16 protein-coding genes and 1 pseudogene are annotated in these 18,430 nt (G+C 64.9%); 5 read left to right on the top strand and 12 right to left on the bottom strand.

The genetic code is table 11. The annotated features are described in order from the left end of the window. Positions 1-19 precede the first annotated feature (19 nt). The gene (locus K6L26_RS29525) at positions 20-850 is read right to left on the bottom strand and encodes an alpha/beta hydrolase (RefSeq protein WP_076213369.1); all 831 of its coding nucleotides are present in this window, start codon (positions 848-850) and stop codon (positions 20-22) included. Between the two features lie 122 nt (positions 851-972). Continuing rightward, entirely contained in the window at positions 973-3,702 is a 2,730-nt protein-coding gene (locus tag K6L26_RS29520; protein ID WP_076213371.1) for an AAA family ATPase, read from the bottom strand. 120 nt (positions 3,703-3,822) lie between these two features. Between K6L26_RS29520 and K6L26_RS29515 the strand changes: the two genes are divergently transcribed. The 3 genes from K6L26_RS29515 to K6L26_RS29505 all read left to right on the top strand — a co-directional run bounded on the left by K6L26_RS29515 (position 3,823) and on the right by K6L26_RS29505 (position 6,654). Continuing rightward, a complete protein-coding gene (locus K6L26_RS29515) occupies positions 3,823-4,692 on the top strand; it encodes an alpha/beta fold hydrolase (protein WP_076213373.1) in 870 nt (289 codons plus the stop codon). A 119-nt stretch (positions 4,693-4,811) separates the two neighbouring features. After that, a complete protein-coding gene (locus tag K6L26_RS29510; protein WP_085142845.1) occupies positions 4,812-5,525 on the top strand; it encodes an SDR family NAD(P)-dependent oxidoreductase in 714 nt (237 codons plus the stop codon). Between the two features lie 193 nt (positions 5,526-5,718). Then, a complete protein-coding gene (locus K6L26_RS29505; protein ID WP_076213377.1) occupies positions 5,719-6,654 on the top strand; it encodes an aromatic alcohol reductase in 936 nt (311 codons plus the stop codon). 163 nt (positions 6,655-6,817) lie between these two features. Here K6L26_RS29505 and K6L26_RS29500 read toward each other — a convergent pair whose 3' ends face one another. The 7 genes from K6L26_RS29500 to K6L26_RS29470 form a co-directional block, all read right to left on the bottom strand. After that, positions 6,818-7,891, bottom strand: coding sequence for an acrylyl-CoA reductase family protein (locus K6L26_RS29500; RefSeq protein WP_081395006.1), 1,074 nt, complete (start codon positions 7,889-7,891; stop codon positions 6,818-6,820). 293 nt (positions 7,892-8,184) lie between these two features. Beyond that, the gene (locus K6L26_RS29495; RefSeq protein WP_065062384.1) at positions 8,185-9,063 is read right to left on the bottom strand and encodes a metal ABC transporter permease; all 879 of its coding nucleotides are present in this window, start codon (positions 9,061-9,063) and stop codon (positions 8,185-8,187) included. Then, positions 9,060-9,776, bottom strand: a complete 717-nt coding sequence (locus K6L26_RS29490) for a metal ABC transporter ATP-binding protein (protein ID WP_165691972.1) — start codon at positions 9,774-9,776, stop codon at positions 9,060-9,062. Before K6L26_RS29490 ends, K6L26_RS29495 begins: the two co-directional genes overlap by 4 nt. Before the next feature lie 8 nt (positions 9,777-9,784). Further along, positions 9,785-10,795 carry a WD40 repeat domain-containing protein gene (locus K6L26_RS29485; RefSeq protein ID WP_085142842.1) on the bottom strand — a complete coding sequence of 337 codons (1,011 nt, stop codon included), beginning with the start codon at positions 10,793-10,795 and terminating at the stop codon, positions 9,785-9,787. Further along, positions 10,792-11,790: a CobW family GTP-binding protein gene (locus tag K6L26_RS29480; RefSeq protein ID WP_019346045.1), complete on the bottom strand. Its 999-nt coding sequence runs from the start codon at positions 11,788-11,790 to the stop codon at positions 10,792-10,794. Before K6L26_RS29480 ends, K6L26_RS29485 begins: the two co-directional genes overlap by 4 nt. Further along, a complete protein-coding gene (locus K6L26_RS29475) occupies positions 11,774-12,076 on the bottom strand; it encodes a hypothetical protein (RefSeq protein ID WP_081395007.1) in 303 nt (100 codons plus the stop codon). The genes K6L26_RS29480 and K6L26_RS29475 overlap by 17 nt, the downstream gene beginning before the upstream one ends. Next, positions 12,061-13,011 carry a metal ABC transporter solute-binding protein, Zn/Mn family gene (locus K6L26_RS29470; RefSeq protein WP_076213694.1) on the bottom strand — a complete coding sequence of 317 codons (951 nt, stop codon included), beginning with the start codon at positions 13,009-13,011 and terminating at the stop codon, positions 12,061-12,063. The genes K6L26_RS29475 and K6L26_RS29470 overlap by 16 nt, the downstream gene beginning before the upstream one ends. Positions 13,012-13,086: 75 nt before the next feature. Between K6L26_RS29470 and K6L26_RS31800 the strand changes: the two are divergent. Further along, positions 13,087-13,322: pseudogene (locus tag K6L26_RS31800) on the top strand (SDR family oxidoreductase); the annotation flags it as partial. A 407-nt stretch (positions 13,323-13,729) separates the two neighbouring features. Here K6L26_RS31800 and K6L26_RS29465 read toward each other — a convergent pair. Beyond that, on the bottom strand, positions 13,730-14,389 hold the full coding sequence (locus tag K6L26_RS29465) for a TetR/AcrR family transcriptional regulator (protein WP_080989583.1): 660 nt from the start codon (positions 14,387-14,389) through the stop codon (positions 13,730-13,732). Positions 14,390-14,937: 548 nt separating this feature from the next. Here K6L26_RS29465 and K6L26_RS29460 point away from each other — a divergent pair. Continuing rightward, entirely contained in the window at positions 14,938-16,416 is a 1,479-nt protein-coding gene (locus K6L26_RS29460; protein ID WP_076213700.1) for an APC family permease, read from the top strand. Positions 16,417-16,548: 132 nt separating this feature from the next. Here the strand turns inward: K6L26_RS29460 and K6L26_RS29455 are convergent, their stop codons facing one another. Both K6L26_RS29455 and K6L26_RS29450 read right to left on the bottom strand, forming a co-directional pair. Continuing rightward, positions 16,549-17,175: an MBL fold metallo-hydrolase gene (locus K6L26_RS29455; protein ID WP_085142840.1), complete on the bottom strand. Its 627-nt coding sequence runs from the start codon at positions 17,173-17,175 to the stop codon at positions 16,549-16,551. Then, positions 17,172-18,260 carry an S-(hydroxymethyl)mycothiol dehydrogenase gene (locus K6L26_RS29450; RefSeq protein WP_221852303.1) on the bottom strand — a complete coding sequence of 363 codons (1,089 nt, stop codon included), beginning with the start codon at positions 18,258-18,260 and terminating at the stop codon, positions 17,172-17,174. Before K6L26_RS29450 ends, K6L26_RS29455 begins: the two co-directional genes overlap by 4 nt. Between the last annotated feature and the right edge of the window lie 170 nt (positions 18,261-18,430).

Here is an 18,430-nt window from a genome sequence, read left to right as displayed (position 1 = left end):
TGGTGGTGGCCTGTAGGGGTCAGCGGCGGTAGGCCGGATCGTTGTTCGGCTGAATTCGCTGGGCGGCAAGCCATCCCAGGACGTAGTCGGCGATTTCCTGCCAGCCTTCGTCGATGACCAGGGAGTGGCCCCGATCCGGGAACTGCTTGAGGTTCGTGACTGCGGTGGAATCGCCGTAGAGCTTGTAGGCCGCCCGAGTGACCACGTCGGGCACAGTGTGATCCTTCTGTCCGGAGATCAGCAGCAGTGGTCCGCGCTGGGTGTTGGAAGTGTCCACCTTGGCGGGGGAATCCTTGTGGAAGTTGGCGAACGCGGCCTCGAACAGAGGACGGCCAGGCGAGGGGATCGTCCAGCGCTCATAGAGCGCATCGGAGGTTTCCTTGTCGATGGCGTTGCCAAACCCGTAACGGAACTGCTTGGCAGTCAACGACACCGCGCGCTTCTTGTTGGCCGGGTTACTCAAGACCGGGGAGCCCGAGCGAAGCTGCGCGAACGGCAGCGGCTTGACGCCCTTGATCTGGGCGGGGTCGATGGCCACGGCCGCGCGGCCGTAACCCAGGCCGGCCAGCTTCTGTGCGATCAGACCGCCGAAAGAGTGGCCGATGATTACCGGCGCCTGCGGCTGGGCGGCGATCACGCGGGCATAGTGCTCGGTGACCTGATCGATGCCGACTCCCGCCACCGCGTCGGCGTTGGCGCGGGCGGCCTGAATGGTGTTGGGTTCGCCGGGCCACCCCGGGGCGATGGGGGCGTAACCCTTCTGGCTGAACAGATCCATCCAGGGCTGCCACGAGCTGGCATGCAGCCAGAGGCCGTGGATGAAGATGACGGGGGTGCGGGTGTCGGTCATGCGAGTTCTCCTTGGTCAAGACGCCCGCTCCGATCTGTTTCGGGGCGGTGCTGTCACGACCAAGATTCGTCGCCGCCAGATCTCCTGGGATCAGACGTTTGACCTAATCGCCGAAGACTTACCTAAGCGGTGTCGAGGGCGTCGAGGGCCTGACGCAGTCCCGAACGCCTGGTGATGCCGAGTTTGGGAAATACCCGGTAGAGGTGAGCGCCGACGGTTCGTGGTGACAGGTAGAGCTGTTCAGCAATCTCCTTGTTGCTGAGCCCTTCAGCGGCCATCTCGGCGATCCGTCGTTCCTGCCCGCTGAGTGTGACCTCGGTGGTGTAGCCACGGTGCGGTGTGGAACCGGCAGCGCGCAGTTCGGCGGCGGTGCGCGCGGCCCAGGGTTGGGCACCGAGCGTTTCAAAGGCGTCGGCGGCTGCGGTGAGCGCGGTCTGGGCCTGTCGGTAGCGGCGTTGGCGGCGCAGCCACATCCCGTGCGCCAGCCGGATGCGGGCGTGCTCGAACGGAAAGGCCGACGCCGCGGGGTGGGCGATCGCAGCGTCGAACAAGGCGTCGGCGTCGTCCTCGTCGGCGACCAGCGCTGTCGCCCCGGCCACGGTCAGATCCAGCCGTGGGGAGATGGCACCCAGATTGAGTCGTTGGGCGGCAGCGACGTGTTGGCGTGCGGCATCGAGGCGGCCGGAACGCACGGCCGCCTCAGCGAGGTCGAAGATCGCCCGCAGTGCCTGATGGGAGTAGTGCGGGATATCCCCGGCAGCGCTGATCGCGGTCGCCGCCGTCCAGGCGGCCTCGTAATCGCCCTCGGTGAGGGCACACAGCAGAGCGATGCGTTTGGTGTAGCCGAGGTGCAGGCCCAGACGCCGGGGCCGGGCCCAGGCGTCCACCGCGGTACCCAGTTCGCGGGCACGCTGAATTTCACCTTTGGAAGCGGCCAGCAATCCTTCGAACGCGAGGAACTGATGCTCGAACATTTCGTGGCCGTGCTCGCGGGTCAAAGCCAGACCACGCTGCGCGGTACGTTCGGCGTCACTCCACTGGCCACAATTGATCTGGTCCAGCAGCCTCAGCTGCTCCATCGTCATCGCGTTGGTCAAGGCTCCATCGGCGCTTTCGCGGGCCGTGTGGTCGTTCATCGCGACGCGAAAAGACTCCAGTGAGTCGACGTAGTAGGCGCTGACCCCCAACCGCATCAGATCCCACGGTTCGAGCATGTCGAGGTGGTGCTGAATATCGTGTAGCCGCGCGACCACGGTGGCCGCGCGGTAGCCCACATCACCCCAGGCGTCGCGATACACAAGACATTTCGGATCTACGCGATCGGCAACGGCGTCGATCGCGAGATCGGTGAGGGCCCATTTGTCCGGGTCGGCGCAGTACTGGCTGACCGCCAGCAGAGTGTTGACCAGCCGGGTCACCGTGGCGTCGTCGAGGTCATCGGCGGCGGCCAGCGCATCGATCATCCGGCGATGGGTGGAGATGACATCTCCGTCGCGGTAGAGCGCCAGGTAGGACTGCGTGAGTGCGGCAGCGGCACGCTCGGCTGGGCTTCCGGTGGAGGCAGGTCCGGTGTAATCGGCCAGCAGGGAAGCCGCGTCATCGAGACGTGCGGCTTGGGCGGCCACAAACGCGGCTTCGCCCGACAGTTGCGCTCGCCGGCCGGGTTTCTTGCTCAACTCGGCGGCGCGGCGTAGCAAGCTGACCGCTGTGCGAGATCCGCCGCGCCGGATCGAGGCATTGGCGGCATCTTCCAGGACGGCCGAGACGTTGTCGTCGGGGTCGATAGTGGCCGCCGACAGGTGTGCGGCGCGACGCACGATGTCGTGGGTGTAGAGCCCGGCGAGTTCGGCGTGCGCGGCGCGACGTTCGTTGGCCGTGGACATCTGGATGACCGCGGCACGCACCAACGGGTGCCGAAACACCAGTTCGCCGTCCTCATCGACGCGGAGCAACCCGTATTCGATGCCAGCCTCGGCGCCGCGCATCCGGTATCGAGATTGGCCACCTGTCACCCCGGTCGGCGAGGCGGCTGACCCGTCTAGTGCGGCGCGCAGCAATTCCGCGCGGGCTTGCGGATCCAGCTGGACCAGCCGGCCGCCGAAGACACCCTGCAGTCGCTCGGTCAACGTGATCGCGGGGCCGCTGGCATTGGAGATCGCGGCGTGGCGCGGCAGCTCGTCGAGGGCCAGCGGGTTGCCGGCGGCCTCCTGCAGGATCAGTGCGCGCATCTCATCGGGCAATTCGGGAAACTGCATCCGCAGGTAGCTGGCGGCGGTGTCGGTGTCGAGGGCGCCGATCACAATGCGCGGCCATGGGCCATCACCGATCACCGAATGCACCTCGGCGCGGCAGACGGCAAGGATCCGCACCTGCGGGTTGTGAAGGCGCTGTCCGGCAATCGTCACGACGGCCGCGGTGACCTCGTCGAGCCAATGGGCATCATCGATCACGACCAGCAGCGGTTTGTCGCGTGCCACCACCGAGAGCAGTTCCAGCCAGGCCAGGGCCATCACCAGCGGTGAAGCCGGGCCGGCGGTGTCGCGCCCGGTCGCCGGCGCCAGTGCCGCCGCCGTCTGTGGGTCGAGCTCGCCGAGCCGGTCCCGCCAGGGCAACACCAACTGGCTGAGGCCGGCGAGAGCGAACTGCGCTTCGAATTCCACCGCCATGATGGCCAGCACCTGCCACCCGTCGCTGGCCGCCGCGTCGGCCACATCGGCGATCAGAGCGGTCTTTCCGACCCCGGCGTCGCCGCGCACCACCGCAGCACCGCGCCCCGTCGGCGTCGCCAGAAACGTCGCTACCTCAGCCAACTCGCGCGATCGTCCCACCAGCGGCTTGCGCAGATCGGTCACCGCCGGGCCTGCTCAGTCATCCGCCGGCTATCGCTTTGAGTCATTTGACCGATCCCGCGCGGACTCGCGCTGACGACAGTGAGATGCACACCCTCCCACAACACCAGATCGGAGCCAGACATGCCGCACTACCGGAGCATCACTGTCAACGGCCAGGACATCTTCTACCGCGAAGCCGGTGACCCGAACCTTCCGACCCTGCTTCTCCTGCACGGATTCCCGACCAGCTCGCACATGTTTCGCGACCTCATCCCGCTGCTCAGTGACCGCTATCACGTCGTGGCACCAGACCATCTCGGCTTCGGCTACAGTTCGATGCCCTCGACGAAGGAATTCATCTACACGTTCGCCGCTCTGGCCGAGCTGACCGAAGCGTTCACCGACGCGCTCGGACTGACCCGGTTCGCGGTCTATGTCCAGGACTACGGCGCGCCGATCGCCTGGCGGCTGGCACTGCGCCGCCCCGACAGCATCACCGCCGTCATCACCCAGAACGGCAACGCCTACACCGCCGGCCTCATCGACGACTTCTGGCGCGCGGTGCTCGAATACGCCCAAGACCCCACGCCCGAACACGAAGTCCCGGTCCGGGCGGCGCTGAATGTCGACTCGACCAAATGGCAGTACCTGCACGGTGTCGCCGATCCCACCCTGGTGTCCCCAGACGCCTGGCGTCATGCCCAGGATCGGCTGGACCGGCCCGGCAACGACGACATCCAGCTGACCCTGTTCCGGGACTATCCGACCAACATCGCCCTCTACCCCCAGGTGCATGCGTGGCTGCGTGACTACGGCATCCCTGTCCTGGCCGTCTGGGGCGAAAACGACCCGATCTTCGGCCCCGACGGCGCCCGTGGGTTCGCCGCCGACACCGCCGACTGCGAAGTACACCTGCTACCCACCGGCCACTTCGCCCTGGAAACCCATCACGAGGTGATCGCCGGTCTGATCGGGACGTTCCTCGACGAGCGCAAGCACCGGTGGTCGTGAGGCGGGCACCTGCTCGTCCCAGGCCAGCAACTTAGGTCGTTCGACCGATCCCGTCGGAATCCCCGCCGTCGAGCATGAGTACTGCAACCCATCCCGCACTTGAAAGGACTTCACGCGACATGTCTTCTCCCGCACCCGTTGTCGTCATCACCGGCGCCTCCCAAGGCATCGGCGCCGCACTGGTCTCGGCCTACCGTGCCCGCGGCCACCGCGTCATCGCCAACTCCCGTACCATCGCCGAGAGCACGGACGCTGACCTGGTGACCGTCGCCGGCGACGTCGCCGACCCAGCCACCGCCGAGGCCATCGTCACCGCCGCATTGGAGCGCTTCGGCCGCATCGACACCCTGGTCAACAACGCCGGCATCTTCGTCGCCAAACCGTTCACCGACTACACCGCAACCGATTTCGCCAGCATGGTCGCGGTGAATCTGGCCGGCTTCTTCCACGTCACCCAGCGGGCGATCGGGGCCATGGCCGAACAGGGCAGCGGTCACGTCGTGAGCATCACGACCAGCCTGGTCGATCAACCCCTGGCCGCGGTCCCCTCGGCGCTGGCCTCCCTCACCAAGGGAGGGATCGACGCCGCCACACGTTCCCTGGCGATCGAGTACGCCAGCCGAGGCATCCGCATCAATGCGGTCGCCCCGGGCATCATCAAGACGCCCGTGCACCCGGTCGAGACCCACGCACAGCTGGACACCCTGCACCCGGTCGGCCACATGGGCGAGATCGCAGACGTCGTCGATGCGGTGCTCTACCTCGACACCGCCGGGTTCATCACCGGTGAAACCCTGCACACCGACGGGGGCCAGCATGCCGGCCGCTGGTGAGCCTTTCGCCGCTACGCCCCCGGAATGATCGTGGGCTGTTTGTCTGTTGACCTCCATGCCGGCGTCCTCACGCCGACCCAATTGACCGTCGTGCTGGTGCTGGTTGAGAAGCCGATCCGATGGCGTATCAACCAGCACCGCCTCTGCCTTATCCCCTAAAAGCCGTCCGCCAACACCAGATACAGAGACCACTATGCCGACCCCAGCCACCACCACCGGCCCGGCGATCCTCGTCATCGGGACCGGAGAACTCGGCGCCAGCGTGCTCGCCGCGCTGTCCCACCACGTGAGCACCCACCCCGGCGCGGCCAGCATCACCGTGCTGCTGCGCCCGCCAGCCCCTGGAACCAATCCTGTCCGCGACAGTCGCAGTGCAGAACTGGCCAAGATGGGCGTCGCGATCGAGCACGCCGACATCGCCGGTGCATCGGCGAGCGACCTCACGGCGATCATGAAGCGCTATCACACTGTCATCAGTTGCATCGGATTCGCCGCCGGAGCCGGAACCCAGCTCAAGCTGGCCCAGGCCGCCCTCGCTGCCGGCGTGTCCCGGTACTTCCCGTGGCAGTTCGGTGTCGATTACGACGAAATCGGCCGTGGCAGCGCCCAACCCCTGTTCGACGAGCAACTCGACGTGCGTGATCTGCTGCGCCGCCAACGGGCCACAGAATGGGTCATCGTGTCCACCGGGATGTTCACCAGCTTCCTGTTCGAACCGGCCTTCGGCGTTGTCGACCTGGCCGCCAACACCGTGCACGCGCTGGGTAGCTGGGACAACCAGCTCACCCTCACCACTCCCGAAGACATCGGCGTGCTGTCCGCCGACATCGTGTTCGCTACACCGCGAATCCGTGACACCGTCGTCTACCTCGCCGGTGACACCATCAGCTACCGCGAGCTTGCCGACATCGTCGACCGGGTCCGCCACACCACGGTGACCCGTCAGGAATGGAGCACCGAGTTCCTGCTCGACCAACTCGCCGCCGAGCCGACCGACACAATGCGCAAGTACCGCGCGGTGTTCGCCCGTCCCACCGGCGTTGCGTGGCCGAAAGAGCAGTCCTACAACGCAGTTCATGACATCGCGACGACTAGTGTCGAGGACTGGGCGAAGAAAAACCTAGTGTGAGATGACTCGTCCACCGCAGGGGCGTGCTGCGCTGATTTGAGATGAAGTGCCCACGTTGCCGATTGAAAGCGGCGCCGAGCCGGCCGGGAACTCACTTCCCGGCCGGCTCGCGACGAAATACCACGATCCCCAATCCCTACCGGCCAAACCGTGGCAGGCGTCGTCAGGATGTTGGATCCACACGCACCAGCGTGCGGCCACGGTTGGCGCCGGCGCGGATTCGTGCCAACGCCGCGGCAACCTCTGCCAGGCCGACCTCATCGGTGGCAAGCTTGTCGAGCAGCGGCGGACGCAAGTCACCGGCCAGACGTTCCCACACCTGCCGGCGGCGAAGGATAGGGCACTGCACTGAATCGATGCCCAGCAGCGACACACCGCGCAGGATAAAGGGAAACACCGTGGTAGGTAACGCAACCCCTCCAGTGTTGCCCGATGCAGCCACTGCGGACCCGTATCGCATGGACGCCAGCACCGCCGCCAGGGTGCTACCACCGACGGAGTCGACCGCGCCCGCCCACGTCTCCTTCTGTAACGGCCGTGCCGGATCGCCGATCCCGGACCGGTCGACGACAACCGAGGCTCCCAGCGCGTGCAGCCAATCGGTCGCATCCGTCTTGCCCGTTACCGCGGTGACGGTAAAGCCCTGCGCCGCCAGAATGGAGACCGCAACACTGCCCACGCCGCCGGTCGCTCCGGTCACCACGACCGGTCCCTCATCAGGACGAAGTCCATGCTCCTGCAAGGTGATAACGCTCAACGCCGCCGTGAATCCGGCGGTGCCCAACGTCATCGCCTCGCGCAAACTCAGCCCGGCAGGCAGGGGCACGATCCAGTCTGCGGGCACACGGGCATACGTGCTGTATCCACCATGATGGGCCACCCCGAGGTCATAACCGTGTACGACCACCGGTGCACCGACGTCCAGACCAGAACTGCCCGGGTCCACGATCTCACCCGCAAGGTCTATTCCGGGAATGAGCGGGTTGATGCGGGCGACTTTGCCGTCTTTGCGGGTCGCCAGCGCATCCTTGAAATTCACACTCGACCACGACACGGCGATGAGGACATCCCCCTCTCCGAGTTCATCGGCTCCAACTGTGCGAAGTGCCAGCGTGGTCTGTGCACCTTCGGAGTCGGCGATGAGCGCACGGACCTGAGGTGACGTACCCGCTTCGGCAGGGTCGCCGTCCCGCTGGCCGCCTGCCTGCGATGCATCCGAACTCGGCTCAAACTCCATGGTGTCTCCTAAAATTCGCGGCGCTCGCCGTGCCTTCGCTCGCAGCGCAAGGGTTGAACGCCCAATCAATCTTGCCGAGACCAGCATGTGCCCGGGGCAGCCCGCTGCAATCAGTCAAATGACTGCATCTGACTTGAGGCATCGCAAAAGGGGTGGGTGACAACAGCCGCCGATGGGGCTACACCGATGTCACCCACCATTTCGATCTGTACGGGGTGTGTCACGATGTCGCGGCACCCGTTGACAGCCGAAGCGCTGCAAACACCGTAGTCGTTGGTGAGACAACACCTGCTCTACTTCTGGTGCTTGACCTTCGCGCTGTGCCCACCGTCGCGCTGGACCGTGTGATGTAGCGCGCGCACGGGCCGCACCCACAGTGCGGCGAACACAACCTGTATGACGGCGATGATCGCGACAGTCGGTCCAGTCGGCAGTGCGGCGTGATAGCTGACGAGCAGCCCGGCGGTTCCCGCCAGCAGCCCGGAACCAATGGCGATGAGCAGCATGGTGTGCAGAGATCGGGCGAGCAGCCGCGCGGTGACCGCGGGGGCGATGACAAGGGTCACCGCCATCAACACACCGACGGTCACCATTCCGGCGACCACGGTCAACGACAGCACGACCAGTAGGGTGGCGTCGACCAGCCCGACGTGGATGCCCACGGTACGTGCGTGCACGGCGTCGAACGTGGTGGCCAGCAACACCGGTCGCAGCGCGACGACGATCAGAGCAACAAGCAACGCCAGGGCTACGTCGACAGCCACGTCGGTGCCGGTGACCGTCAGTGGATTACCGAACAGGATGTGGGCCAATGCCCGCGGATCACTCTGCAGGGACACCCCGATCACACCGAGTGCAAACAGTCCTTGTCCGACGACGCCGATCGCCCCGTCCTCGGGTATCCGGGCCCGCACGACCAGTACCGAGACGATCAGTGCCATTGTCACGGCGGCGATCAGGCCGCCCAGCAGCAGGCTGGCGCCGATGATCGAGGCGCCCGCGACGCCGGCCAAGATACCGTGGCTCATCGCGTCGGTCAGATAGACCAGGCGGCGCGACAGCGCCCATATTCCACACATCGGCGCAGCCACACACACCGCCAGGGTCGCGACCGCTGCCCGCACCATGAACTCGTAGTCGAACGGGTCGGCAAGCCACGACCACCAGCTCACGCGGCCGCCCGTCGGGTGAAGATGTGTTCGACGCCGTTGCTGTCGAGCACATCGGCGCTGATGCCGTCGGCGACCACCGCTCCTCCTATCAGGGCCACCGTTCTGGTGAAAGATGCTCGCGCGATGTCGATTTCGTGCAGTGCGCAGATGAGTGTCCCGCCGGAACGGGTAAAGGCACCGAGCAGTTCCATCATGGTGTCCGTGGTGGTGAGGTCCAGCCCGGTCAGGGGCTCATCCATGATCATGACGTCGGGCTCCTGCACCAGCGCCCGGGCGAGTAGTACCCGCTGTGCTTGGCCACCGGAAAGTTCGGTAACGGGCCGATTCGCCAAGCTGGCCAGGCCCACCGCCGTCAACGCCTCGTCGACGGCGTCACGATCTCGTTGGTTGGGCCGATGCCACCACCATCGGTGCGGCCGACCCGCGGCCACCACATCACCGACGGTGAAGGGCAGATCCCATCGTGCCTGAGAACGCTGTGGCACGTAAGCGATTTCGACGGTGGTCGCCCGGTGATGACAGGCTTCAGCGTGCAGAATGACCTCGCCGCCCGCCGACGGTTCCAAACCGGCCAGGGCCCGCAACAGCGAGGACTTGCCGCTGCCGTTGTGGCCGACGACCGCCAGGGATTCTCCGGGATCGACGGCGAGGTTGGTGGGCTGCAGCGCCCGGCGCTCGCCGTAAGTGACGGTGAGCGCACGTGTTTCGATCAACGGCATCATCATCTGGTTGAAGCGGGCACATGGGCGACGACGGTGGCATCGGCCCAGCCGGCGAGCAACCGGCCAGCCCCATCCCAGCCGATTGCGGTGGCCGGCGCCTGTTCACTGAGCGAATCCATCGCCGCCATCGGATGACCGGGCACACCGCGACGGGCCTCCCACACCGCTACCCGACCGTCGCCCGCGGCGCTGGCGAGCAGTTCGCCGTCTGGTGCCCAAACCACGGTCGTCACGGTGTCGTCGTGTGCCCGCAAGACTCGTGGCGTTCGTCCCCGCGGGCCGGGGCCGGTGAAGTCCCAGACGGTGACGTCGTGTCCACCGCCCGACGCGAGCAACGTGGAGTCGGGCGAAAACGCAAGGGTACTGATCTTCGTGGGGTAACCCGACATTTCGAGCTCGCCGCGGCTACGCCCGACCCGCCACACATGCAGCGTCGCGTCCTGGTTACCGCTGGCGGCCCACCGCCGGTCCGGGCTGATCGCCAAGGCCAGAAGAGAACCGGTGAACGGCAAGATATCTGGCGCCGCGCCCGCCGAAGCGTGATACACATACACACCGCCGTAGGCGGCGGTCGCGATACGCCGATTGATCCACGCCACCGCGGTCACGGTGCTATCCCGCTCCGCGCTGAACACCTCATTGCCATCGGCATCGAGGATCACCCCGGTCCGCCCGATACCGGCGGCAACGCGTGAGCCGTCGGCACTCCACGCCACCGACGAACACCAGCCGCCGTGCCGACTGCCCACGATGTTGCCATCAGTGTCGAGGATGTCGACCCCGTGGACCGATCCGACCGCGATTCGCTTGCCAGTGGGCGACCAGGCCACCGCCAGGCAGCCAAGCGAGACATCCCGACGCCGGTCGACCGCGCCGTCTGCCGACAGCAGCACCACCGACCCCTCGGCCCCGGCGACCGCAACCCTGCCATCAGGAGCGGCCGACAGGGCGACGACGGCGTCATCGACATTGGCCCGCCACGACTGTGTCGGTAGGACCGACGTGCTCATCGCCCAGCCACCAAGCACTCACGGAAGCTGGACTCCAACTGTGCGCGGTCGAGATTGCGGCCGATGAACACCAGCCGGTTGATGCGGGGTTCCCCGGCGCGCCACGGCCGACCTTCGTCACCGTCGAAAAGCATGTGCACACCCTGGAAGACGTACTGTCGTTGCTGTCCGTCGATGGCCAGGATCCCCTTGCTGCGGAAGATGTCAACTCCGTTGGCGGACAACAACGCTCCCAGCCACAGGTTGAGCTTCTCGACATCGACGTCGCCGTCGACCTGGATGCCCACCGAGGTCACCGTGGTGTCATGTTGATGATCGGTCTGGTCCAGAAATGCCGGATCGTCAGTGAGCACCCGTTGCAGGTCGAAGGCACCTACATCGAGGATGCGATTCAGGTCCACCTTGGCGTCCTGGGCACGCACGATCTCGGCGCCGCGGTTGATACCGCGCAATCGGGTCTCGACATTCACCAAGTGTTCGGGGGACACCAGATCAACCTTGTTGAGGATCATTCGGTCGGCGAACGCCACCTGCTCGACGGCCTCGTTCTCGACGCCGTCCGGTTTCTCCTCGTCGAGATGGTCGAGCACGTGCGCGGCGTCGACGACCGTCACGATCGCGTCCAACCGCAGCTGACTGCGGATCTCGTCGTCGACGAAGAACGTCTGCGCAACAGGGGCGGGATCGGCCAGCCCGGTGGTCTCGATCAGGATGTGGTCAAAGCGATCCCGTCGTCGCATCAACGCCCCAAGGATCCGAATCAAGTCGCCGCGCACGGTGCAACAGATGCAGCCGTTGTTCATCTCGAAGATTTCCTCTTCGGCATCGAGCACCAGGGCATCATCGATACCGACTTCGCCGAACTCGTTCTCGATCACCGCGATGCGTTTACCGTGCTGCTCGGTGAGGATCCGGTTGAGCAACGTGGTCTTGCCCGCACCAAGGAAACCGGTGATCACCGTGACCGGTACGCGATCGTCAATCGTGGTTGGCATGGATACCTCCTTGCGGAGAGGCGACGAGTTCGGCCTGCAACTCCTCGATCGACACCTCATTCGTTGGTTTGGCGAACTTCCAGCTGCGCCGCGGCGGCCCGAGCAAGGCGACAACCGTCTCCACCGGTGGACATCCCGGTTCGGTGCATGCCAGTTGTTGCACCAGCACGGGTTCCTCGGCGTCCAGCCGAGCGAGCGTGCGCACCACATTCTTGAGCTGGGCGACATGATCGGCGTTTGGGGCGGCGTCACCCGTTGCGCCGCCGGGGTTTACGAGCCCGCGCACTGCAAGCCCTTCTCCAAGCGGTCCAAGTTGCCTCGCATCACGGTGAGGTAGTCCTGGTCGGGGCCCAGTGAGCCGCGGGGGTCGAACTCCAGCGCCGAAAGAAGGCTGACCTGTGCGCCGATCTCGTCGGCGACGGTCTGAGAGAGGTTCTTGGGCAACGCGTCTTCGAAGAACACCGTGGTGACGTGGCGCTGTTTGGCCACATCGGCGATCGAACGCAGGGTCTGAGGGTCCGGCTCGTCCTCCGGTGTGACGCCGGCGATCGCCACCTGCTCCAGCCCGTACTCGTGAGCCAGATATCCGAACGCAGCATGGCTCGTGACCAGCACCGGTGAGGCGCATCCGGTCAACCCGTGCCGGTAGTCGCTGTCGAGGCTGCGCAGGGTCGCCTGCAATTTCGGCAATGCTGTCTCGATCTGACCGCGTAATTGCGGGGCACCGGACGTGATGGCACTCGCCGCAGCGGCGGCCATCGCCAACATCTCGACGGGCGACAACCACACGTGGGGATCTTTGTTGCCGGCCAGAGCCTCTTTGCCGATATCCCCGGCCGGCAGCAAGGCGACACCTGGAGCGGCCAGCAAGTCCGTTCTGGTCACATCCGGGCCGAGTTCGGTCACCGCCCGCTGGACGTCGGGCTGAAAGTCGGCCCCGAGGTACAACACGACATCAGCACTGCCGAGAGCCTTCTGTCCGTTCGCATCGACCGCCAGATCGTGCGGTTCGGTGCCCTCTGGTGTCAGCGAAACTACGTCGGCGGCATCGCCGGTGAGCTCGGTGGCCAACCACTGAATCGGATAAAAGTTCGTCACGATCACCGGCTTGTCCTGCTGCGGAGCCGAGCTGTCCCGCCCGGCGGAGCCGTCGGACGAACACGCAACCACACAGCTGAGTACTGCCGTCGTGAGGATTACCGCGAAACCGCGTGGTGACATCCCGGCCCGAACCCTTCTTGAAAATGATTTTCAATAAGGTAACACAAGGCCTCGTGGGCCGCGGCGGCTCGGCGCGTTTCACCGGGTTCGTTCGACACTCCGATGGGCCGGTTGGAAGAACAGAGTGGTTCAGGCGCGGTGATTCGCCATTCCGCGTTGCAGCGGTTCGGTAGGCCCGAGGAGACGCGGAGGTGCTGGCGTTCTGCGCCGGAGAGAAGGCCTCCTACCTGACCGGCGTCGGCATCCTGTGCGACGGCGGTGTGGTGGCTTCGATGACGTTGCGCGACAGGCTCTCCCATGCATGTGCGTAGTGGTGCCCGATATCTACCAACAACTGGTCGGTACCAATGTGCTGAGCTGGCTGGTAAACGCCGAAACAGCCGCCGCCTCGGCGGCAGTTACTTGCGTCGTCCAGTAGGTGAGCGAACGGCTACCTGACCGCACGGCGCACCTGACGCTCCGACAGCGCACCGAAGTCATCATCGGCGAAGTGTGGGCCGCAATCTCGAGTCCGCCATCGATGGCGGCGCTGGAAATCCTCAGCTGCACGCGCCGCACACGTGCCGCGGCCATCAACCCCGAACTCGCAGCGATCTAAGAGCGGTTCACTGAACTCGGCGCTCACCTGGGCGCCGGCCTCGGCACCCCACACGCCACCGAGATCGGCAACCTCATCTGGTCGACTCTGCGCGGCATCACCGTGGCTCGGGACGCACGGTCATTTCTTGGCGTAGGCCGCGAAGTACTCCACGAGTATGACGCGCGCTTCCTCGATGATCGCCGGGTCCCCGTCGGGGTCTTCATTGAATGCCAGTTGGCAGAGTCGTTCCAAGGTATGAATCGCGACGCGGCATTGCAACTCGGAGAGGTCGGCGAAGAGCGGCGCGTGCTTGCGGAATTGCGCCAACGTCATGGCGGCGATCTCACCGATCGCGATGTTGTCGAGTTCCCTGACGCGTGAAGTGAGATTCTGGCGTACCCACAGCTCTCTGATCAGCGGCATCCGGTGCTCGGTCGTGTAATAGTCGACCAGGGCGTCGACGATCTCGGTCCACTCCTCACCCGAGCGGCCGCGAAGCGCCGAATCAATTCCTGAGATCGACTGTTGGATCTTCTGATACGACAGCTCGTCGAGGACTCGCTCCGGTGTCTCGAAGAAGGCATAAAAGGACCCGCGGCTGATCCCGGATCGCTCCAACAGCAGAGTAGGCGAACCGACCACGGCTTCGTAGCCCACTTCTACGACTACCTCCGCCGCGGTACGCAGAATGTGCTCGACCATCGTCCGTGATCTTTCCTGCAGCGGCCGTTTCCGTAGGCCGCCGGCGAGTTGGTGGTTCCACGGACCTCCGCCCTTCGCAGCTGCCGAGTGGGTCACCTCTGCTCCTTCCACCTCGACGCGTACATGCACGGATAGACGAACCGTAACAGCAACACGACGGCAGTCCTCTTGGGCGAAACGCGTCGGAGCGCCGATTCACTGCGCGGGACTCCGTAACTCCTGTGTAAACAGGCGGCCGCACACATGGACAGGCGAGGATGCCGCCATTATTTTCGTTAAAACGCGACTAACGTCGCGTCTGGAATCTAGATTGTCGTCAGCTTCTCGTCGTGTACCTGCTCTGAAGGTGAATGAATGTTCGACGATCACACGGCCTCTGCCGCAACAACCGCGGTGACAGCGCTATGCGCGCTGGGTGTCAGCCGCGCCCTGCTGTCGGGTTGCCGCACAGCTGCGGCCACGCGGAACTTATTGACTCACAGGGATTTACCAGAAAATTCAGAGCTAAAGGCAGGGCGAAGTGGTGCCGTCCGGCGCCTGACCGGACCCGGAGTGCGCGTCCTTCATCGAGCCCGAGCGCCCGCGACATACGTCCGATCGCGTACTCAGCCAACCTCACCTACGTTTTCAAAGGAGACACCACAATGACCGATAGCATGCTGGCGGCAGATCCGCCCAAGAGACCCCCGACCGGCGATCCCGCATCTCACACCGGCCTGTCTGGACAGATGGGCATCAGCTCCTTGATGCTCACGGTGCTGGCCTTTTCGGCCCCCATCGCGGCCGTCGCCGGCTTCATCCCCTTTGCCATCATGTTCGGCGGTGAGGGCGCCACGCTGGTGTTCGCAGTGGCATCCGTATCGCTGTTGCTCTTCGCCGTGGGTTACGTGACGATGGCGAAAGGTTTGCCGAAACCGGGATCGTTCTATGCCTTCATCAGCGCTGGTATCGGTAGGGTAGTGGGGCTGGGGGCGGCGTTCTTGGCCGTGGTTTCTTATCTGTTGATCTTGTGCGGGTGTTTCGTCTTCATCGGACTCACCGTCACCGAGCTCATTGAGAGTGTGGGCGGCCCGACGACGCCGTGGTGGCTATGGGGCCTCATTACCTGGGGCATCGTGAGCGTGCTGTGCTACTTCCATATCGAGGTGTCGGCGAAGATCCTCAGCGTGGCCATGGTGCTGGAAGTAGCGATCGTCATGGTGTTCAACATCGCAGTGCTCGTGCATGGCGGCGGACCTGAAGGATTCTCGCTGACTCCGGTGAACCCAGCTACCTTGGGCAACGGAGACATGGCCATCGCATTGCTGTTCGCGATCATGATATTTCTCGGGTTCGAGGCGACGGCGTTGTTCCGCGACGAAGTCCGCGATCCAGACAGGACGATTCCTCGGGCGACGTATGGTGCCGTGATCTTCGTGGGCTCGCTGTACACCGTGTCCTGCTATCTGCTGACCACGGCCTACGGCTCGGGCGCCGTCGAGGTGGCTGCTGACGACCCGAAGATGATGTTCCCCAGCGCCATAGGACATCTCGCGGCGCCGGTCTTCACTCAGCTCACGTTCCTGTTCATCGTGACATCAGAGATGGCTGCCGCGATTTCAGTCCATAATGTGACCGCACGCTATATCTTCAACCTCGCCGCGGACAAGGCGTTTCCAACCCAACTGGGCCGCGTTCACCCTCGGCACGGCTCTCCCGCCCGCGCTGCCGTGACGGTAGCGGTTATCACTATCTTGCTGACTTCCGTTGTCGGACTTGCCAACCCATCGGGTGAAGGTCTTGACGCTCAGCTTTTCGGCCTCGGCACGGTTGGGGTCTTGGTCCTCATGGTGCTGGTGAGCATCGCAGTCATCGCATGGTTCGCTCGAAAGGGCATCCCAGCCGGCGCCAACTGGTTCACCTGTTTCCTGGCGCCTGGCCTCGCCATACTGGCGCTGGGAACTACCGTGGTCATTGCGGTTCTGCATTTCGACCTGGTCGTCGGCGGCGCACCCGGGCAAAACCTCGGATTGCTGGTAGTGCTTGCCGCCTCCCTGGTGATGGGTTGCGCCCTGGCCATCTATTTCCGTTCGGCCCGGCCCCAGATTTTCAAGGTGCTCGGCCGTGCCGAGGCGCAGGGCTGATCGTCCACTGGTCGGTGCGAGAATGATGCCGAAGCGCTCCCCTGAAGTCGAATCGGAGAAATCCGCATTCCTACTTCGGGGAGCGCTTCAGGCTCTCAACCCGTTCGGCAACTATTTCCGCGCGGCGCATCGTCAGTGTCCGCGGGCGACCCATTCGTCGTAGTGGACGATTTCGTCGCCGATGGTGGTGGTGTCGCCGTGGCCGGTGTAGACGACGGTCTCACGGGGCAGCATTCCCAGGCGTTTGGAGATGGATTCCAGGATGGTGGGGAAGTCGGAGAAGGAGCGGCCGGTGGCGCCTGGGCCGCCTTGGAAGAGGGTGTCGCCGGAGATCACCGCGTTGAGTTCGGGGATCGACCAGCAGACCGAGCCGGGGGAGTGTCCCGGGGTGTGCAGGGCGTGCAGGTCAATGCCGCCGGCAACGACTTTGTCGCCGTGGGCAACTGGCCAATACCGGGCATTTGGGTGGGTGGTTCGCCACAGCATTTCGTCGGCTGGGTGTAGCAGTACCGGTGCGTCCAGTGCTGTGCCGAGTTCGGGGGCGACGGTGATGTGGTCGTTGTGGCCGTGGGTGCAGACGACCGCGACGACGTTGCGGTCGCCGACGGCCTCGACGATGGGGGCGGCGGTGTGGGCGGCGTCGAACACCACCACGTCGTTGTCGTCACCGACGATCCAGATGTTGTTGTCGACGTCCCAGGAGCCGCCGTCGAGTTCGAATTTCCCGGAGGTCACCACCCGCTGGATGTTGCTGCTCATTTCAGCACCACCACCGAGCGCAGCACCTCACCGGCGTGCATCTTGTGGAAGGCGTCTTCGATGGCGTCCAGGCCGATGCGTTCGGAGACGAACTTCTCCAACGGCAGCCGGCCCTGCAGGTAGAGCGAGATCAGGGTGGGGAAGTCGCGCTCGGGCAGGCAATCGCCGTACCAGGAGGACTTCAACGATCCACCGCGGGAGAAGAAGTCGACCAGCGGCATCTGCAGGGTCATGTCCGGCGTAGGGACACCGACCAGCACCACGGTGCCGGCCAGATCCCGTGCATAGAACGCCTGCTCGTAAGTGGCTGGGCGACCGACCGCATCGATGACGACATCGGCGCCGAACCCACCGGTGAGGTCCTGGATCGTGGCGACTACGTCCTGCTCGGTCGGGTTGACCGTGTGGGTAGCTCCGAATTCGCGTGCCAGATCCAGCTTTCGGTCATCCAGATCAACGGCGATGATAGTGCGGGCGCCGGCCAGGGCGGCACCGGCGATCGCCGCGTCACCGACCCCGCCGCAGCCGATCACCGCGACGGTGTCGTCGCGGGTCACCGCTCCGGTGTTGATCGCCGCACCGATGCCGGCCATCACACCGCAGCCCAGCAGCCCGGCCACCGCCGGGTCAGCCTCGGAATCGACCTTGGTGCACTGACCTTCGTGGACCAAGGTCTTGTCGGCGAACGCGCCGATACCCAGGGCGGGGGTCAGTTCGGTGCCGTCGGTCAGCGTCATCTTCTGGGCGGCGTTGTGGGTGTCGAAGCACAGATGCGGACGGCCACGCTTGCAGGCCCGGCACTCGCCGCACACTGCGCGCCAGTTCAGGATCACGAAGTCACCGGGCTCGACATGGGTGACACCCTCGCCGACCGCCTCGACGGTGCCCGCGGCCTCATGCCCCAGCAGGAAGGGATACTCATCGTTGATGCCGCCCTCGCGATACGTCAGGTCCGTGTGGCACACGCCGCAGGCGATGATGTCGACCACCACCTCACCGGGCCCCGGATCGGGAATCACGATGTCGACCAATTCCACCGGCTGCTTCTTGCTCCGCGAAATCACACCACGCACTACTTGACTCATGGGTTCTCCAAATTCTGTTGACGGATATCAGTGAGGCATTGGCGGGAATCAGTGAGCAGACTGGGGCGCTTCTGATTCCTGCCAATGCCATACACCCTGGTGTTGGAACCATCTACCGGCCGTTGCCGAAAGCTCGGCGGCTGAGCGCTTGTCGGATTTCGCTGGGCCGG

Origin of the sequence: Mycobacterium farcinogenes, assembly GCF_019739075.1 — a bacterium.
Taxonomy (GTDB): Bacteria; Actinomycetota; Actinomycetes; order Mycobacteriales; family Mycobacteriaceae; genus Mycobacterium; species Mycobacterium senegalense.
Note: the sequence above shows the minus strand (reverse complement) of the source record. Positions and strands in the feature narration are given on the sequence as shown.

What these genes read in the sequence shown, in the direction of transcription:
- K6L26_RS29500 (WP_081395006.1), bottom strand. Translation starts at nt 7,891, where the DNA reads ATGGAGTTTGAGCCGAGTTCGGATGCATCGCAGGCAGGCGGCCAGCGG.
- K6L26_RS29505 (WP_076213377.1), top strand. Translation starts at nt 5,719, where the DNA reads ATGCCGACCCCAGCCACCACCACCGGCCCGGCGATCCTCGTCATCGGG.
- K6L26_RS29480 (WP_019346045.1), bottom strand. Translation starts at nt 11,790, where the DNA reads ATGCCAACCACGATTGACGATCGCGTACCGGTCACGGTGATCACCGGT.
- K6L26_RS29455 (WP_085142840.1), bottom strand. Translation starts at nt 17,175, where the DNA reads ATGAGCAGCAACATCCAGCGGGTGGTGACCTCCGGGAAATTCGAACTC.
- K6L26_RS29450 (WP_221852303.1), bottom strand. Translation starts at nt 18,260, where the DNA reads ATGAGTCAAGTAGTGCGTGGTGTGATTTCGCGGAGCAAGAAGCAGCCG.
- K6L26_RS29510 (WP_085142845.1), top strand. Translation starts at nt 4,812, where the DNA reads ATGTCTTCTCCCGCACCCGTTGTCGTCATCACCGGCGCCTCCCAAGGC.
- K6L26_RS29460 (WP_076213700.1), top strand. Translation starts at nt 14,938, where the DNA reads ATGACCGATAGCATGCTGGCGGCAGATCCGCCCAAGAGACCCCCGACC.
- K6L26_RS29485 (WP_085142842.1), bottom strand. Translation starts at nt 10,795, where the DNA reads ATGAGCACGTCGGTCCTACCGACACAGTCGTGGCGGGCCAATGTCGAT.
- K6L26_RS29515 (WP_076213373.1), top strand. Translation starts at nt 3,823, where the DNA reads ATGCCGCACTACCGGAGCATCACTGTCAACGGCCAGGACATCTTCTAC.
- K6L26_RS29470 (WP_076213694.1), bottom strand. Translation starts at nt 13,011, where the DNA reads ATGTCACCACGCGGTTTCGCGGTAATCCTCACGACGGCAGTACTCAGC.
- K6L26_RS29525 (WP_076213369.1), bottom strand. Translation starts at nt 850, where the DNA reads ATGACCGACACCCGCACCCCCGTCATCTTCATCCACGGCCTCTGGCTG.